The sequence below is a fragment of the Escherichia coli genome (assembly GCF_036503815.1).
In the GTDB taxonomy this organism is placed as follows: domain Bacteria; phylum Pseudomonadota; class Gammaproteobacteria; order Enterobacterales; family Enterobacteriaceae; genus Escherichia; species Escherichia coli_F.
Map to the genome: position 1 here is coordinate 2621702 of NZ_AP027764.1, position 15846 is coordinate 2637547.

At 42.6% G+C, this 15846-nt stretch carries 14 protein-coding genes and 3 pseudogenes; all 17 read right to left on the reverse strand.

The features are described 5' to 3' along the window. Window positions 1-50: 50 nt before the first annotated feature. On the reverse strand, window positions 51-647 hold the full coding sequence (locus AABJ99_RS12595) for a hypothetical protein (RefSeq protein ID WP_039021993.1): 597 nt from the start codon (window positions 645-647) through the stop codon (window positions 51-53). Window positions 648-840: 193 nt separating this feature from the next. Then, window positions 841-1980: an ISAs1-like element ISEc1 family transposase gene (locus AABJ99_RS12600; RefSeq protein WP_338387347.1), complete on the reverse strand. Its 1140-nt coding sequence runs from the start codon at window positions 1978-1980 to the stop codon at window positions 841-843. Window positions 1981-2186: 206 nt separating this feature from the next. Next, window positions 2187-3509 (reverse strand): annotated as a pseudogene (ltrA, locus tag AABJ99_RS12605) (group II intron reverse transcriptase/maturase). 500 nt (window positions 3510-4009) lie between these two features. Then, window positions 4010-4195, reverse strand: a pseudogene (locus AABJ99_RS12610) (type VI secretion system tip protein VgrG); the annotation flags it as partial. Window positions 4196-4421: 226 nt separating this feature from the next. After that, on the reverse strand, window positions 4422-4835 hold the full coding sequence (locus AABJ99_RS12615; RefSeq protein WP_039021880.1) for a thioredoxin domain-containing protein: 414 nt from the start codon (window positions 4833-4835) through the stop codon (window positions 4422-4424). An 11-nt stretch (window positions 4836-4846) separates the two neighbouring features. Continuing rightward, complete coding sequence (locus tag AABJ99_RS12620) at window positions 4847-6082, reverse strand: hypothetical protein (RefSeq protein ID WP_039021879.1); 1236 nt, start codon at window positions 6080-6082, stop codon at window positions 4847-4849. A 1-nt stretch (window position 6083) separates the two neighbouring features. After that, a complete protein-coding gene (locus AABJ99_RS12625; RefSeq protein WP_039021878.1) occupies window positions 6084-7118 on the reverse strand; it encodes a hypothetical protein in 1035 nt (344 codons plus the stop codon). 738 nt (window positions 7119-7856) lie between these two features. Next, window positions 7857-8172 (reverse strand): annotated as a pseudogene (locus AABJ99_RS12630) (transposase); the annotation flags it as partial. A 54-nt stretch (window positions 8173-8226) separates the two neighbouring features. Next, the gene (locus AABJ99_RS12635; RefSeq protein WP_338387348.1) at window positions 8227-8799 is read right to left on the reverse strand and encodes a hypothetical protein; all 573 of its coding nucleotides are present in this window, start codon (window positions 8797-8799) and stop codon (window positions 8227-8229) included. Between the two features lie 271 nt (window positions 8800-9070). After that, window positions 9071-10233, reverse strand: a protein-coding gene (locus AABJ99_RS12640; RefSeq protein WP_085947771.1) for an IS3-like element IS3 family transposase whose coding sequence is annotated in 2 segments (ribosomal slippage) — window positions 9071-9972 and window positions 9972-10233 — 1164 coding nt in all. Because the reading frame shifts where the segments join, the coding sequence is not laid out codon by codon here. Window positions 10234-10279: 46 nt separating this feature from the next. After that, complete coding sequence (locus AABJ99_RS12645; RefSeq protein WP_338387349.1) at window positions 10280-10534, reverse strand: hypothetical protein; 255 nt, start codon at window positions 10532-10534, stop codon at window positions 10280-10282. Between the two features lie 8 nt (window positions 10535-10542). Beyond that, window positions 10543-12171, reverse strand: coding sequence for a PAAR-like domain-containing protein (locus tag AABJ99_RS12650; protein ID WP_039021989.1), 1629 nt, complete (start codon window positions 12169-12171; stop codon window positions 10543-10545). 86 nt (window positions 12172-12257) lie between these two features. Next, a complete protein-coding gene (locus tag AABJ99_RS12655) occupies window positions 12258-13220 on the reverse strand; it encodes a hypothetical protein (protein WP_039021988.1) in 963 nt (320 codons plus the stop codon). A gap of 21 nt (window positions 13221-13241) precedes the next feature. Continuing rightward, entirely contained in the window at window positions 13242-13592 is a 351-nt protein-coding gene (locus AABJ99_RS12660; RefSeq protein WP_077782438.1) for an HNH/endonuclease VII fold toxin-2 domain-containing protein, read from the reverse strand. Between the two features lie 11 nt (window positions 13593-13603). Further along, entirely contained in the window at window positions 13604-14101 is a 498-nt protein-coding gene (locus tag AABJ99_RS12665) for a FlxA-like family protein (protein WP_039021987.1), read from the reverse strand. Between the two features lie 160 nt (window positions 14102-14261). Continuing rightward, on the reverse strand, window positions 14262-14825 hold the full coding sequence (locus tag AABJ99_RS12670; protein ID WP_077782437.1) for a DUF4150 domain-containing protein: 564 nt from the start codon (window positions 14823-14825) through the stop codon (window positions 14262-14264). Continuing rightward, the gene (locus tag AABJ99_RS12675) at window positions 14794-15843 is read right to left on the reverse strand and encodes a hypothetical protein (RefSeq protein WP_052247498.1); all 1050 of its coding nucleotides are present in this window, start codon (window positions 15841-15843) and stop codon (window positions 14794-14796) included. Before AABJ99_RS12675 ends, AABJ99_RS12670 begins: the two co-directional genes overlap by 32 nt. Window positions 15844-15846: the final 3 nt, after the last annotated feature.

Here is a 15846-nt window from a genome sequence, read left to right on the forward strand (position 1 = left end):
CGGGGTAGATACCCCGGCAGGTTAAATCAGCACTGAAACAGAAATGACAATCAATGGTTATCATCGAAAATACTTTTCGACATATTTTCAACGTCACAGTGATAACGCTCGTTAATCCGGTCGTAGCCTGTACAGCGCACCCTAATATCATTCGATGCGAGGACAACTGTATTAAATTCGTCTTCAATCCATGGCGGCAGAGTAAACCCGCCCAATGATATAAAACGGTCTTTGCTCATGCCAGATTGCCAGATGTCCCGTGCCGGAATGTCTATCACGCGAGTGAAGTAATGTCCTGGTTGTAACCAGTCATACATATCATCATCAGGCCGAACGCCCTCCGAATTACCCTGTTCATTCGGCGGTTTTTGAGGGTAGCCGTCAAAATAGTTAAAATTCTCATCTTTTCCGGCTGTTAAACTAAGCAACTGTTCTGACACAAAAGTACCTTCCAGTGGGTATGCCCATGGATAATGCGATGGATTATTGACAGTCAGTGTCACCCGAATGATGTTACCCACCATAACCGCAGACAACTTGGCAGATAACGGACTTTTCCGTAGCGTAATGTCATGTTCAATTCCTCCTTTGCCCAGCACAGGCAAAAGGGGAATCACTGCTTTCATTGACGAAAAATCATTTGCCATGGCTGTCCCCTGTAAGCAAAAAATAACGATAAGAAACTTAATAATTCGAATTGTATGTAAACGAATCCGCATTCAATGTAAGCGCCCCGTGTAAGACGTAGGATAAGGTTTAGTTTACAGGCAGGATGACGTTCCGATGACGTTCCAGGGCAACAGCTCTTTCACGCGATTGGCAGGCCAAGTCAGGGAAAGATTACGAAAGCCCGCTCCCAGCAAGGACTGACGCCAGATAGTTTCTGTCCATGGCTGCTTTTCGCATCTTACGTCTTAACCCTGCCTTGAATACCTTATCATTCGTCAAAATATTAATAGCGATGTGCCGTATCCCTGAAAATAATTCTGCTGCATTTCCTCTTCTTATTTTGCAGTCGTCTTCATTCATTACCACGTCCAGACGACGCCAGTGCAGCTTATTCTCCACGTGCCAGTGGTTTCGGATTGCTGTGGCGAACTTCTCTGCGGTTAAATCAGCAGAACTGATATAATATCTGACCGTCATTTCTGGCTCTTTCTTTTGTTCTGCTATTATTGACCGAAAGGAGACTGCCACGCATAATTTCTTCAGACCTTTCCATTCAAACGTGAAATCAATAAGTTCATCAGGGACATCGCAAACAATGTGAAGACGGATTTCTTCTCTGCCGTGACTCTTTTCACTAATTGCGTAACTGTCATGCTCTGGATTATTTAATTCTTTCAGCGGAAATTTTTCCCCGAAGGCTTTATTTAGCCGCCCCTGGTTTCCTTTTACAGCGAATAAATAATCACCGCCCTGTTTTTGTATCTTCTCTGCAATATCTTTCTGGCAACCCACCGCATCAGTTGTGATGATTTTTCCTTTAATATCCAGCATGTTAAGAAGTTCTGGGATAGCTGTAATCTCATTGGATTTCTCATCCGTCTTGATCTGTCCGATGACCAGACTGTGCATTGTTGAGAACGCACTAATGACATGAATCGCTCCCCTGCGGCGACTCTTGTCATAAGAGTGCCGGAGCGTTTTTCCATCAATTGCAATGACGCCTTTATCATCTGAAGAATGGCAGTCACGCATCCAGTTAATAAAGCACTCGTGAAATTTTGCAGGACTGATACAGGATACAACTCTGGCAATGGTATCGTGAACAGGAATACCATTTTCAAAATCACCATATTGCTTCAAAAAATCGAGATGTGTTTCCCCAAAATCCTCTATATCTTCCCAACCTTCTGCACCCGAAATAACGGCGCAAATAGTCAACAGTAGAATGTCCGATAATTTATGTTCCACTTTCCAGGCTTGTCTGTAATCGGGAATAATAGAAATATGTTCCATCAATTTTTTAAGTACCATTTTGTTCTCCTTAATTATGTAAGGAGTATTTGATCATGTATAAGCAATAAAAAACAGCTTCAGGTAATGAGGAATATCTCAATTTTTAAACATAAAATGCGAATTATTTAGTACAAAAAAGCAGCGTTAAGTGAGTAGGCCACCGGAACCTCCCCGACAGCCTCTCGCAGAACCGTACGTGAAACTCTCGCTTCATACGGCTCCCGTCAGGCAAACGCGCTTCCTGGTCCTTCTTTCCAGTGGGCAAACAACTCCGGCTTCTCTTTTGACAGCCTTTCCATTAGCTGACACGCCTTCGTCTTTCTATACCGCAGGGTTTTATATTTCTTTCTCGCCCACGCAATCAGCGTCAGATTAATATATCTGCATACTTTCTTCATCGCTGATTTGTGGTATCTCGCGTAATAATTCAGCCACCCCGATATTATCGGATTCAGCCACTTCGCAATATCTTCGAGACTCATCTCCACCCTGCGTCTGATCCACAGTTTCCTGAGTTTTCCAATCATGCCTTTCTGCGCACGGTTACTCGCCGCCGGACTGAAACTCGTAAAGAGGTTTCCCCGCCGGTGGTTACGTGCTCTTCGCGCTCTGAACGTATACCCCAGAAAATCAAACTGCACTGTTTCATGGTTCGCCTGTCATTCGCTGTCTATGCAGTAAACTATTTTCGTTTTCTCCGGATGTAATTCCAGTCCACATTCCTGAAAACGTTTTGCCAGCTTATTCAGTAATTTCTCTGCCTGTTGTTTACTGCCACAATGAATTAATCCATCATCTGCATAACGGTACCAGGGAATTTCCGGATAATGTAACGTCAGCCATTTATCAAACACATAGTGCAGAAATAAATTCGCCAGTACCGGGCTGATGACTCCACCCTGTGGCGTACCTTTATTTCTTTCCTTCAGTGTTCCATCCGGCATCTGCACCGGCGCTGTCAGCCACCGGCGAATAGACAGTCTTACCCATTTATCCGCACAATGTTTATCTACTGCCCTGAGTAATAAATCGTGGGGGATATTATCGAATAACCCTTTAATATCAAACTCAAGACACCAGTCGTATTGCCAGCAACGTTTTCTGGTGACTGCTATTGCATCCAGCGCTGATTTTCCATGCCGGTATCCGTATGAATCATTCAGGAAATAACGCTCCACTAATGGTTCAAACGTTACCAGCACCGTCATCTGCGCTATTCGATCGCTTACTGTCGGTATTCCTAAAAGTCTTTTGCTGCCATCCTTCTTCGGAATTTCCACCGCACGCACTGGCGGCGGCATCCAGCTTCCCGACGATAACCTGTTCCAGATTTTGTACAGATTTCCTTTCAGATCCCGCTCAAAATCTTTCAGCGTCTGGTTATCCACTCCGGCAGCTCCGGCATTCGCCTTTATCCGCCGGTACGCTTCCACCACATGCAATTTACTGACCTGAAACGGTTTTGTCTGTTCACACACAGCCTCCTCCTGCCTACAGTTGGGCTGTGATGCAGACTGCCCGACGCTGTCCCTTCGCTCCACGTTCATTACAAACGCTTCCTCACTACTACGAACAGCTCTGCCCCGGTTTCGCACATCGATACTCTCATACTCATAATTTCGGTTATTTGTATTTCTCTCTTGACATTGCGACGACCGGTTCCCGTAGTTCCTGCAAAGAGCCCGATACAGCGTCATGCCTGCTATACACCGGACACCATTCACGCAGCATTCGGAATTCACCCGTAAATTAATCCCGGCGGTATCACGAAACCTCCGGTTTTGATGTCACTTAGGACTAACGACGTTTCAACACAGGTTCGGGTTTACTCATCTCACTGTATCTCACATAGGATCAGATCTCGTCTGATCGTTCCCCCTGCGCTCACTACCATGGCTCTTTACCACAGCAGCCGGGGTTGTTTGGGACCGACTTCCGACAGCAGATCCCGGTGGGCCTGCCACCATCTTTTCACAAGCTTATGCTTATTACATGCAAAACGTCCCGTTTTGCATCTTTGTGCCTACGGCACACCGTGATCTTTCCCTGGGCGGACATGCGCCTCATAACGGAACATACTGACACACTCTGTCTCCGCTCCTGCCGATGTGTCCGGGTTAAACAGAAGCTCTCCCGCCTGTGACAGCCCCGCCACATCGTCGCACAGCGTCAGCTTCTGCTCCGGACTGTCCGCCGCAAACCGCTCAAAGAAGAAAATTCCCTCCTCTAAATATTCCCACTAAGATGAATGTTCATTTTGCTTTCATAAGCCATACGCTTGCCCTGCTGCAAGGACTAATCGAAAGTGGAACATTATTTCACGCAGTCACTTACATACGATGGCAAACCGTTTTTATTTGATTGCATCTCCCTAATCAAATACATATTTATTTCTCTATTACTAACTAGTTCAGCCAGTTATCACATCGCATTTGAGCATTATAATTCCCCAAAAACATTCATCTATTAATGGCGAATGAAATAAATAATGAATTAAAATAATCATCCAGTAAAAATTGCATGATACCTGGATCATAAGCCCGCATAACAGAATGTTCTGTTTCTAATAATGGGATAATGGTATCCACTCGAGGAACTACAGCACCTAAAAATATAATATCATTATTTTTTTGGACTAATAAAACAGGAAGAGTATCAAGATCTACCTCTGAAACCATATCAGAATGCCGTTCAATATCCATCCAGATAAAAAAATCGTTTGGATATTTTTCCGATAATGCAATGAATTGATTTTTCCAGTCATTACAATTATTGCACCAATCCGCACACAAACAAACAACTAGTTTATTATCATTATTAGTGGAAATAAACTCTCCAATCTGTCGAACATTATCCTCAGGGTAATATATCATTTCTTTTCCTTTTAATAATTAAGCAAATTATCCTTTGGTAAAGTATTTTTGTCCAAATGAAATAGATGCCATGAAGCAATCCAGCGAACAAGTTGGCTTCCGTCAGAAAAATTAGTATTACACCACGATGTAGTCACTAATTTTCCCAGGAACAGTCGTTCCTCATTACGATACTGCTGACACACTGATGTTATTTTATGGATATCAGGCATTCCTATGCCGGTTCCAAACATATTTAACCGGGAGGTAATCTCAGGTAACTTTTCATCCTTTGCCGGTAATAGATATTCCTTATCATCTATATCAATGCCAGTTATCAGACTTACAGCAACAAACGCAATACGAGAAAGTTCTTCTTTTTCCATTAATGAAAGTAATAGAGGTAGAGTTTTTGTATTTGCATAATGGGCATAAAAAATGATTTGTAAATACTCAGGCAAACCAGAAATAAATGCAAAAGGGTAAGTCAGTTCAGAACAACATTGCCCAAGAAGTCGAACTAACATCTCAGTTTGCTGGTTTTTCCTGATACCTTCAATGCCTCTAAGAGGCGGCAGGGTTAAATAATCATCAATCAACAGACATAATGGATTAATCATCATTGACTTATCTGATGAAAGCCAACATGCAGCACTAACTGCTGAAAATCTGACTGATAATTCATTGCTACCAAAATATACCGTTAACGCAGGAAGATAGCTCTGTAATCCAAGTTTGCGAATATAATCCAGCACAGCTACCTTTTCTTGTATATTTCCGGTATCTAGTTTTTTTATCAAAAAATCTTCTGATAAGTGTAATTTGCTCTGAGAACAAATATTTAATGCTATCTGAACCTCGGAAGGTATAGAGGAAAGTAAGAATTCATTAACAGTATCATAAACATGTTCTTTAGCTGAATGTGATAACGCAGAGACATACCCATTCAACGTTGTATCTGCATATTTAGATACATACGACCAGGTTGCTTTCATCCAGGCAGGATTCTGACACTGATTCGCCAGAAAACCGCAAACAAACGCTTCTCCCTGAGAGTGCCAGCGTCTCAGTGCCGCATAGCTCTCCGCCCATCCATCATCACCAGCAACATGTAGCCCCTCCAGATTAGCATCAATATATTGATTAAATTGCCTGAGATCGGCGCTTTTAACTAATGGCGAAAATCTGCTTTCTTCTTTCTGAAGCCAGTAAAATGCCGCATTCGCGGCATGCTGACGAATAATCGGTTGTATTACCTGATGATTCATACTAGTCTTCTGCCTCATTATCAGTCTCATCATCTGACTGCCATTCAACAGAGTTAAAAAGTAAGTGCCATTCCTGGCCGTCGTGCCATGCAGCACCATACATTCCGGCCATTAGCATCACACCATCACCCACCGATAAATGCCCTACCGCTACAGCTATTTCAGAAGGAAGATCCACAGGAATTAATGTATCACCATCCAGACACCATAAACCGTAATCAGATGTACACCACACTTTTCCGGCATGCCAGACTATATCTTCGAAGGGAAGACTATACCCCCCCGCAGAGACTTTTCCCCATTTATTCCCACGGCCTTTAAATAATATACCAGATTGACCACCAATGTAGATATAACCATCCCCTGCACAGCACACTGTTTCCAGATAGATGTTTGAGGGAAAATTAATTTGCTCCCATTCTGTTCCAGAAAAATGCCAGACATTTCCCTTATCGCCGACCACATACAAATCATCATGGGAAAAACCATCTATATCTCTTAGTTTAAATTCATCGCCAAATCTACCTTTTTCTTTTGAGTAATCAAAAACAGGGAGATTCAAACAGAGTGACTGCCAGCCATTAACTCCGTCTCTGTATCCCACAGAGTTATTGTACCCAACAATATACAGTCTCCCTGAGATATTTTTAATTTTCGTTATTATATTTCTTAGAGGACCATCAATTCCGAAAGGAATTTTCCTCTCTATTCCATCATATTTACAACCACTATTACGGGCATAAACATGCCCCTCCTCGTCAACACATACAACTTCATCATAGCCATCATATGATGCACTACCTATATACATTTGCCCCATATTCTTAAATGTTTGATATGATATACAATCATCAGGATTTCTGTGTAAATATATACCAACCTCACCTTTTGTGACATTGTTTTCAGCAATGGCACTCGCTTTACGACTCTCTTTAGTATTACGGACGGAAAAATGGAAAAAATCCTTATTTCTTACAGTACAATCCTTAATATACCATTTTTTAAAAATTGCAATATTCTTATCAGTAACTTTCATATAAATATTACCTCTTGTTACCTGTAGGTGTTCCAGTATTCTGAGAATCGACTGACCTGAAACGGTTTTGTCCGTTCACACACAGCCTCTTCCTGCCTACAGTTGGGCTGTGATGCAGACTGCCCGACGCTGTCCCTTCGCTCCACGTTCATTACAAACGCTTCCTCACTACTACGAACAACTCTGCCCCGGTTTCGCACATCGATACTCTCATACTCATAATTTCAGTTATTTGTATTTCTCTCTTGACATTGCGACGACCGGTTCCCGTAGTTCCTGCAAAGAGCCTGATACAGCGTCATGCCTGCTATACGCCGGACACCATTCACGCAGCATTCGGAATTTACCCGTAAATTAATCCCGGCGGTATCATCATGCCTCCGGTTTTGATGTCACTTAGGACTAACGACGTTTCAACACAGGTTCGGGTTTACTCATCTCACTGTATCTCACACAGGATCAGATCTCGTCTGATCGTTCCCCCTGCGCTCACTACCATGGCTCTTTACCACAGCAGCCGGGGTTGTTTGGGACCGACTTCCGACAGCAGATCCCGGTGGGCCTGCCACCATATCTTCACAAGCTTATGCTTATTACATGCAAAACGTCCCGTTTTGCATCTTTGTGCCTACGGCACACCATGATCTTTCCCTGGCCGTCCGATGCTTTAGAGCTTGCTTCTCGGTTATTGATATAAACATGAGTTTCCTTAAATATTATATCAGCCTAAGCATTAATTGAGCCTGCCAGCGGTGATTTAGTCATACAGCCATCCATCGATAACCATGACCACTCAATGACATTCAGTTGCTCGCAGGCCAGTAATCCTTTCTGCCAGAAACGCTCAAAAACCCCGGCATCACGCCATTCCTGAAAGCGGCGATAGGCTGAACTTGATGAGCATATTTGGGTGGCATTAAAGGCATTCCATTAGCACCCCGTTCTCAAAACGTTTACGATAACTGCTCAGAGGGTGATTTGTTTTATGCTCCGGGATTAAGGGCGCTATTTTTTCCCAGAGTTCATCGCTCATCCGCCACTGACTTGCCTCCATTTTTTACCCTGATACCCAGACAATTACTATTGGGATAGGTTCTAATAATCACTCTTATTCATGATCATATTGATCAGCATCATCAGTATAGTCATCTTCATCCTGAATACTTCTCACGTCAAATAAAATATGCCAATCTTTACCATCGTGAAAAGCCGCACTATATAGCCCCGCCAATAACATAACGCCATCAGCTACAGAGAGATTCCCACTACATATGGTAATTTCCGCTGGAGCATTAGCAGTGACAATTTTATTATTTTCAATATTCCATAAACCATAGTCAGATGTACACCAAATTTTATTAGCATGCCATACAATATCCTTGAATGGTAAACTATAACTACCATCATGAATTTTAACCCACTTATCTCCTCTACCTTTAAAGATAACTCCTGATTGTCCACCAATATACACAAACCCATCACCAGCACAACAAACTGATTTCAAATAGATGTTTGAAGGAAACGCTACCTTAATCCATTCTTTTCCATCAAAATGCCATACATGACCTTTACATCCAACTAGATATAGATCGTCAAACGAAAAACCATCTATATCTTCTAATTCAAGATCATCCATCATTTCATCTGCTTCATTTTCATCTCTTGGAGCTGGAAGATTCATACAAAGTGATTGCCATTCATTTGGTCCAATACGATAACCTACACCATGGTAATAGCTGATGAAATATAACCTCCCATTAATTCTGCGAATACGGGTTATCGTTCCACGACTAGGTCCATCAGCGGTACAAGGGATATTTTTTTCTCTTCCAATATGGCGTAGATCAGTTGCTCGAGCATAAACCCTCCCCTCATCATCAACACATACAACTTCATCCCAACCATCACCAACAGAAGAACCATGATCCTACCCACGTAATATGGACACAGGCCTAAGCGAGGTTCTTGTTTTCAAATTGTTCCGGACTGAGGCCGCCACACCAACTGTGCCGCCGCCACCGATTGTAATCACATTCGATATAATTAAACACCGTTGCCCGCATTATTTCCCGGCTGATAAAGTGTTCTCCATGGATACATTCCACTTTCAGCGAATGAAAGAAGCTTTCCACGCAGGCATTATCGTAGCAGCAACCTTTTGCGCTCATACTTCCACGCAGATTATGCCGCTTCAGTTGCGCCTGATAATCTGCTGAACAGTACTGGCCTCCACGGTCCGTGTGAACGATAACGTTCCGGGGCCTCTTACGCCGCCACAGCGCCATCTGCAGGGCATCGCAGGCCAGTTGCGCCGTCATGCGTGGCGACATTGACCAGCCAATAACGGCACGTGACCACAGGTCAATGACCACTGCCAGATACAGCCAGCCTTCATCTGTACGTAAGTACGTGATGTCTCCTGCCCACTTCTGGTTCGGGCCACTGGCGTAAAAATCCTGCTCCAACAGATTTTCTGACACAGGCAGGCCGTGTGCGCGGTAGCTGACCGGGCTGAACTTCCGGGAGGCCTTTGCCCTCAGTCCCTGACGGCGCAGGCTTGCCGCCACGGTTTTTACGTTAAAGGGGTAACCCTGAGCACGCAGTTCATCCGTCAGGCGTGGGGCACCGTAACGCTGTTTTGACCGGGTAAAAGCCGCGAGGACAACGCTGTCGCAGTGTTGGCGGAACTGCTGACGCGTGCTTATCCTTGTCCGCCGCTGACACCACGTATACCAGCCGCTGCGGGCCACCCGGAGCACGCGGCACATTGCTTTGATGCTGAACTCAGCCTGATGTTTTTCAATAAAGACATACTTCATTTCAGGCGCTTCGCGAAGTATGTCGCGGCCTTTTGGAGGATAGCCAGCTCTTCATCCCGTTCTGCCAGCTGGCGTTTGAGACGTGCAATCTCGGTAGACATCTCCAGTTCACGTTCAGAAGACGTCTGCTGATTTTGCTGTTTACTGCGCCAGTTGTAGAGCTGTGATTCATACAGGCTGAGTTCACGGGCTGCGGCAGTAACACCGATGCGTTCAGCAAGCTTCAGGGCTTCACTGCGAAATTCAGGCGAATGCTGTTTACGGGGTTTTTTACTGGTTGATACTGTTTTTGTCATGTGAGTCACCTCTGACTGAGAGTTTACTCACTTAGCCGCGTGTCCACTATTGCTGGGTAAGATCACCAATGAATACCTGCTCCCAATTTTTAACTGTAGCGAATGACAATGCCTTTTCTGGTTCTTTGTCAAAATACACGCCGACTTCTGCTTTTCTAACTGTATGCTCAGATATAACACTAGCCTTTCGGCTTTCTTTTGTATTTCGCATAGAAAAATGAAAATAGTTTCTATTCCTCACCACACAATCAGAAATGTACCAGCCTTTAAGCTGAAGTAAATCTTTTTGACTTATATTCATATTGACACCTATCCTACATTTGGGGTTGTATCATAACTATCACTATCTTCAGTAAATGCTTTTCCTGCAACAGCAGGCATATCAGATGAACATTTTTTATAATAAGCATCCATCTGAGCTTCGAGACATTTTCTGTCACAGAATGATTCAGGGAATACTCTATAAAAAGAATCAAGTGCTATTTTTTTTGCTGTATCATAATCTAATGTCTTTTTTTCACCAAACCACCCTTTCCTTCGATATTTCTTTATTTGTGCAATCATAGCATCATGCATTGCGCCATGTGTTCCATTCCCGTTATTTGCACCTTCCACACATACAGTTGGCGCAGTTCCCTTTTCATAACCCTCACAATTTCCCTTAGTCATTTCGTCCGGTAAAAGATGGTGACCAGTTTGCCCAGGACAGCAACCCTCACCAGTTCGAATACTACCTTTGGTTCCTGTTTTGCTATATTGTGATAGTAGGCAACGTTTTGCCCGGACACATGGATTTAATTTTGCTAACCCAGCCATTCCCGTGGCCATTATATCAGTAGGAGTGGTTGCTTTTATTGCTGATTCTAACTCATCGGCAGCTCTCTTTGCTAGTTTACCTAATTCTTTAATTTCTTTTATTTTTCTATACGCCTCCGTACCGGCCTGAACCGAGTCATATATTGTCACTGCTGCATCACAAATATTCCATATGGTAGCTACTGCCTCCGTTACAACACCGCCAACACCACCGGCTGCAACGCCTGCTGCCGCAATTCCCCATTTTGCGCCTGCACGTACAGCTAACTTTTCGGCTTGATGAATAGCAACTTTTTTCGCTCTTTGCTCTACATCTGCAATTAATTCATCAAGGAATGGCTTGAGTAATTTCTCAATGTTATTAGTTAAATCATCTGATAACTCTTTAACAAGTTTGTTAAAGTCATCGAGACCTGGGGTCTTACCACTTATAGGCTTAATCCATAAACCTTTACAATGTGAAAATATCCATTTATTATTACTGTTTTCAAACTTTGAAAACCTATCTTTGACTTTTTTATCAACCTCTTCAAGTTTAATTACTATCTTATCTCCCATTAGTTTCATCAAATTTTGTTTTTTTAGATGTGTTTTTGTTTTTTCTTTTTCACCATCATCTTCATTTTCAGTCTCAGGTTTGCAAAGTTTGTCAACTCTGTCTAACTCATGTTGGCATGCTTTTCTTGTTATCAACGTATCTTGGTAAATATAAGTGGAAGTATTACCTGGTTCGGAACCATGATTATGTGACATTAAATCTTCATGGCGAGCAACACATTTACCTTCGAATTTTACGTTTGGTGACCATGACTTAAAATATGCTTTTCCTTTTATGACGCCAGTGATGACACCTTTTGGTTGCGTCTGTGTGGCGGGTTCATCGCCAGTGCTGGTCGAAAAAAAGGAAATATCTTCCTTTGCCACCATCGAATTGCATATAAATACGGTTGTGGTTCCGTCCTTCATTGTTGAGGCATATGCTGTATTGGGATAAGGCACTACAATCGGGCCAGCCGGAGGCGGAGGTGGTGTCCAGCACGGATCGGGAAAGGCCGCTTTTGACACGCCATCCGATGCTTTGGAACTTGCCTCCCGGTTATTGATATAAACTTGAGTTTCCATAAATATTATATAAGTCTAAGCATTGAAGGAGAATAAATCTTAATAAGATATATTTTTATTGCGATATCAGGAATATGTAAAAATGGTTAAAAAGGTTTCATAATGGATTTCCATTCCTTTCCATCATAAAGATCAATAGTATACCCACCTGCAACAACCAAAATTCCATCTCTTGCATCTATATGGCCGGATAGTACTACGGGTTTATCCCCATCCATTGGCCTTTCCAGTGTTTTCCCATCCCACACTTTTAGCATATAATCTGAGGCCAGCCATAATTCCCCCTCAAACCAACGCATTTCATTCCATAATATCGTTGCATGACCTTCATACACTCTCCGCCAAGTATCATTTCTTCCAACCCAAATATTACCTCCTTCTCCACCTATATATACATTACCATCAGGTGCACAAACCACGGTGCTGAGTTGCTCATTTGACGGAAATCCACACATATTCCATTGATGACCATCATATCTCCATATATCTCCGGAACCACCGATGGTGTACATGTCATCTTCGCTGAATGCATCAATATCGTTGAATCCCCATTCGCCTTCCTTTATATCCTGTGGAAATCCGTCCATCACAGGCACCCATTGTCCTATAGCTGTACGTTTGTAAATTCTGCGCCCCTCCCCCACAGACCATGTCTGATTGAACAGACATTTTAATTTCTGTGTCGATGGCCATCGCCCATCTTTGCATATTTCTTCCATTGGCCAGTTGTCGCCACTACCTACGACAAAAACATCACCATTTTCATCGCATGATGATAAAATTGCTTGCTCTTTAGGTGAAAGTGCTATACCAATTCTGGGATTATTAAACCCCTTAACTCCTGCATGACCGTATGGATTTTCCGGTTTATGCAAATATATAGCAACAATACGAGTTGGAATCTCGCTATCCCACATAGATGATAACCTTTTAGCTGACAACTCCTTACGCACACAAAAATAGAGAATATTAGAATTTCTTATCGCACATTCTGTTACAATCCATCCTTTAAATCGTTCACGCCAGATATTTTCATTAATTAATGTCATATATTATTCCTTTATAAATATTTATTCAGATATATCAACATTGTCTTCATGCTGTTTTCCATTCTTGTTTGTTGTTTTTGGTCGTGCATAAGGGCAGACCTGTTTGTAATATGCTCTTAACTGTTTTCGGATACACTCTGTCGAACATCGGGCATATGGAAATGCTTTTTCGTGTGATTTAACTGCCGCTTCAATCGCCTGATCCATACTCATACTACCGTTGGCTGTTTCTCCTTGCCTTACCAGTTTGCGAACTTCACTATCCATCGCCGTATGTATACGGGCATGACTCCCTTTATGCCATGACGTCCCCTCTACACATACTACTGGAGCCAGACCTTTGTTATACCCGGGACAAACTTCTTTTACCATTGAATCATAAATTAAATGGTGTCCTGTTTGTCCACGACAACATCCACCTTATCTGATGCCTCAACCTTCGATTCTCTATTGCCAGTCAATGCATTATTTAAATCATAAGGAACAAGATTACATTTCCTTGCACGAGTACATGCGTTCATAATTGCAAGAATATCCTGAATTTCAGCCTGTAATTCTAATGCCATTTTTTTCTGTTCTTCAAATGAAAGATTTTCGAAGTCTTTTATTTTTTTTGCTAGTGCCTTCAATTCATTGATTTTATCTTTTAATAGTTTAATTTGTTCAAGACCTTCTTCTGCGGCAGATTTAATTTCAGCCACATCGCCAATAGAGATAGCTATATCAATGGCTGTCCATATTCCCATAACGACATTTCCAGCCCCCGGAATAACTGAACCAGCAACTTGCTTTGCCGCTGCCTTGGCGGCAACCTTTACCGCAGCCTTGCTTGCTGCATTGATGACCATATCTTTAAGAGCATTTTCAAGCTCATGGATCATGTTAAGCTCATTGGTCAGACTATTTACAGCCTCTTTAATCTCATCAATATATTGTTGAGCGGCCTCGTCATCAGGGATACTGATATTTAAACCATCGCAATGATCATCTGTCCAATGCCATTTTTTTTATTACTTTTATTTTTGGAATTTTCTTTCTCTCTTATTTTTTTAATAATTGCAAAAATTTACTTTTGGAATGAATCGCTTTTTTTGTGTCAGATTTATCTTTTTCAGGTTCACACGCCTTTTCTATCCGGTTTTCTTCTTTGGAACAATCATGGCCGAATATTCCTCTTGATACATATGGAAAAACGGGAGTATTGGAAGGGAATGAACCATGATTGTGCGACATTAGATCTTCGTGGCGTGCCACACACTTCCCTTCAAATTTTACATTTGGCGACCATGAATTAAAGTAGGCTTTTCCTTTAATTACCCCGGTCATTACACCTTTTGGTTGGGATTGTGTGGCGGGTTCATCGCCAGTGCTGGTCGAAAAACAGGAAATATCTTCCTTTGCCACCATCGAGTTACAAACAAATACGGTCGTTGTACCGTCTTTCAACGTTGAGGCATAGGCTGTGTTAGGATAAGGCACCACGATGGGACCCGCTGGAGGAGATGGTGGCGTCCAGCAAGGATCATCAGGAAATGCAGCTTTGGATACGCCATCAGATGCTTTTGAACAAACCTCACGGTTGTTGATATAAACACGCGTATCCATATTTTAATCCTCTGTAATACTCTGCAACCAGCGCAACCCGAAGTCCACTGTCACCACTAAAATGAACCAGTGCTCTTTCTCCCGTATCATGGAATCGGCGCATCATTTCATTCAGATAGGCCAGTGTCAGTGGCCCGGATGCCGCCCCGGTCTCTCCCAGATTGCTGGCAAGCTGGTAATGAGGGTATTGTTTTTTTTTCTTTTCCAGACACCGGGTGATTGCCAGAGCAGTTTCACGGAAATACCATGACTCACCAGTGACGCCACTAATATGAAAGTCTGTTTCTGCTAATAAAATCCCTGCATCATGAATTGCTTTCCGGATTGCAACAGATAATCCTCTAGCCATATTAGCTTTATCATTTTGTAGGATATGAGCATCTTCGTTGCTGACACCGACACCGGTAATACAAATGCCCTGAATACAACTATCTGGTTTACAAAACACAATAGCCCCGGCACCTTCCCCCGGAATAAAACCATCCCTGTTGCTGGTGCATAATACACGTTCATGAGTAAGAAGATAATTTATTCTTGCTGGTGAAAAATAACTATCCACACCGACCACAAGAGCATATGAAGCAAGTCCTGAATATAGAATACTCTGAGCTTCTGTAATCGCAGAACCAATCCCTGTCTTGCCTCCCTGTATACATTTAGAAGATTCATGCCAGGTTGTTTTTACTCTACTAAAAAGAAACTCATTTCCTGATGAGCCATAACGTTGCTCTGCACCTTCTGATAAAAGAAAAATCAGACATGTATTTTCTTTTGTCATTCCAGGTGTTTTTAAAATACACTCAGCCACTACATTTTCAAACATCCAAAGTAGCCGTTCATCACCCCAGGTATCATTCTTATATAATTGAGCACCAATAAGTGGTTTCCCATTTAAGTCATAAAAAGTTGTTTCAGCAAAATGATCCAGACCCGAGCGAATGGCCGCTGATGCAGAAGGAACTGAATATCCTATACTGCAACACATTCCGGCTGCTGCAATGCATAATGGTGATGCCATAAT

Excerpts from the sequence above, each read along its gene's own strand:
- AABJ99_RS12595 (WP_039021993.1), bottom strand. The coding sequence starts at position 647 with ATGGCAAATGATTTTTCGTCAATGAAAGCAGTGATTCCCCTTTTGCCT.
- AABJ99_RS12600 (WP_338387347.1), bottom strand. The coding sequence starts at position 1,980 with ATGGTACTTAAAAAATTGATGGAACATATTTCTATTATTCCCGATTAC.
- AABJ99_RS12615 (WP_039021880.1), bottom strand. The coding sequence starts at position 4,835 with ATGATATATTACCCTGAGGATAATGTTCGACAGATTGGAGAGTTTATT.
- AABJ99_RS12620 (WP_039021879.1), bottom strand. The coding sequence starts at position 6,082 with ATGAATCATCAGGTAATACAACCGATTATTCGTCAGCATGCCGCGAAT.
- AABJ99_RS12625 (WP_039021878.1), bottom strand. The coding sequence starts at position 7,118 with ATGAAAGTTACTGATAAGAATATTGCAATTTTTAAAAAATGGTATATT.
- AABJ99_RS12635 (WP_338387348.1), bottom strand. The coding sequence starts at position 8,799 with ATGAATCTTCCAGCTCCAAGAGATGAAAATGAAGCAGATGAAATGATG.
- AABJ99_RS12645 (WP_338387349.1), bottom strand. The coding sequence starts at position 10,534 with ATGAATATAAGTCAAAAAGATTTACTTCAGCTTAAAGGCTGGTACATT.
- AABJ99_RS12650 (WP_039021989.1), bottom strand. The coding sequence starts at position 12,171 with ATGGAAACTCAAGTTTATATCAATAACCGGGAGGCAAGTTCCAAAGCA.
- AABJ99_RS12655 (WP_039021988.1), bottom strand. The coding sequence starts at position 13,220 with ATGACATTAATTAATGAAAATATCTGGCGTGAACGATTTAAAGGATGG.
- AABJ99_RS12660 (WP_077782438.1), bottom strand. The coding sequence starts at position 13,592 with ATGGTAAAAGAAGTTTGTCCCGGGTATAACAAAGGTCTGGCTCCAGTA.
- AABJ99_RS12665 (WP_039021987.1), bottom strand. The coding sequence starts at position 14,101 with ATGATCCATGAGCTTGAAAATGCTCTTAAAGATATGGTCATCAATGCA.
- AABJ99_RS12670 (WP_077782437.1), bottom strand. The coding sequence starts at position 14,825 with ATGGATACGCGTGTTTATATCAACAACCGTGAGGTTTGTTCAAAAGCA.
- AABJ99_RS12675 (WP_052247498.1), bottom strand. The coding sequence starts at position 15,843 with ATGGCATCACCATTATGCATTGCAGCAGCCGGAATGTGTTGCAGTATA.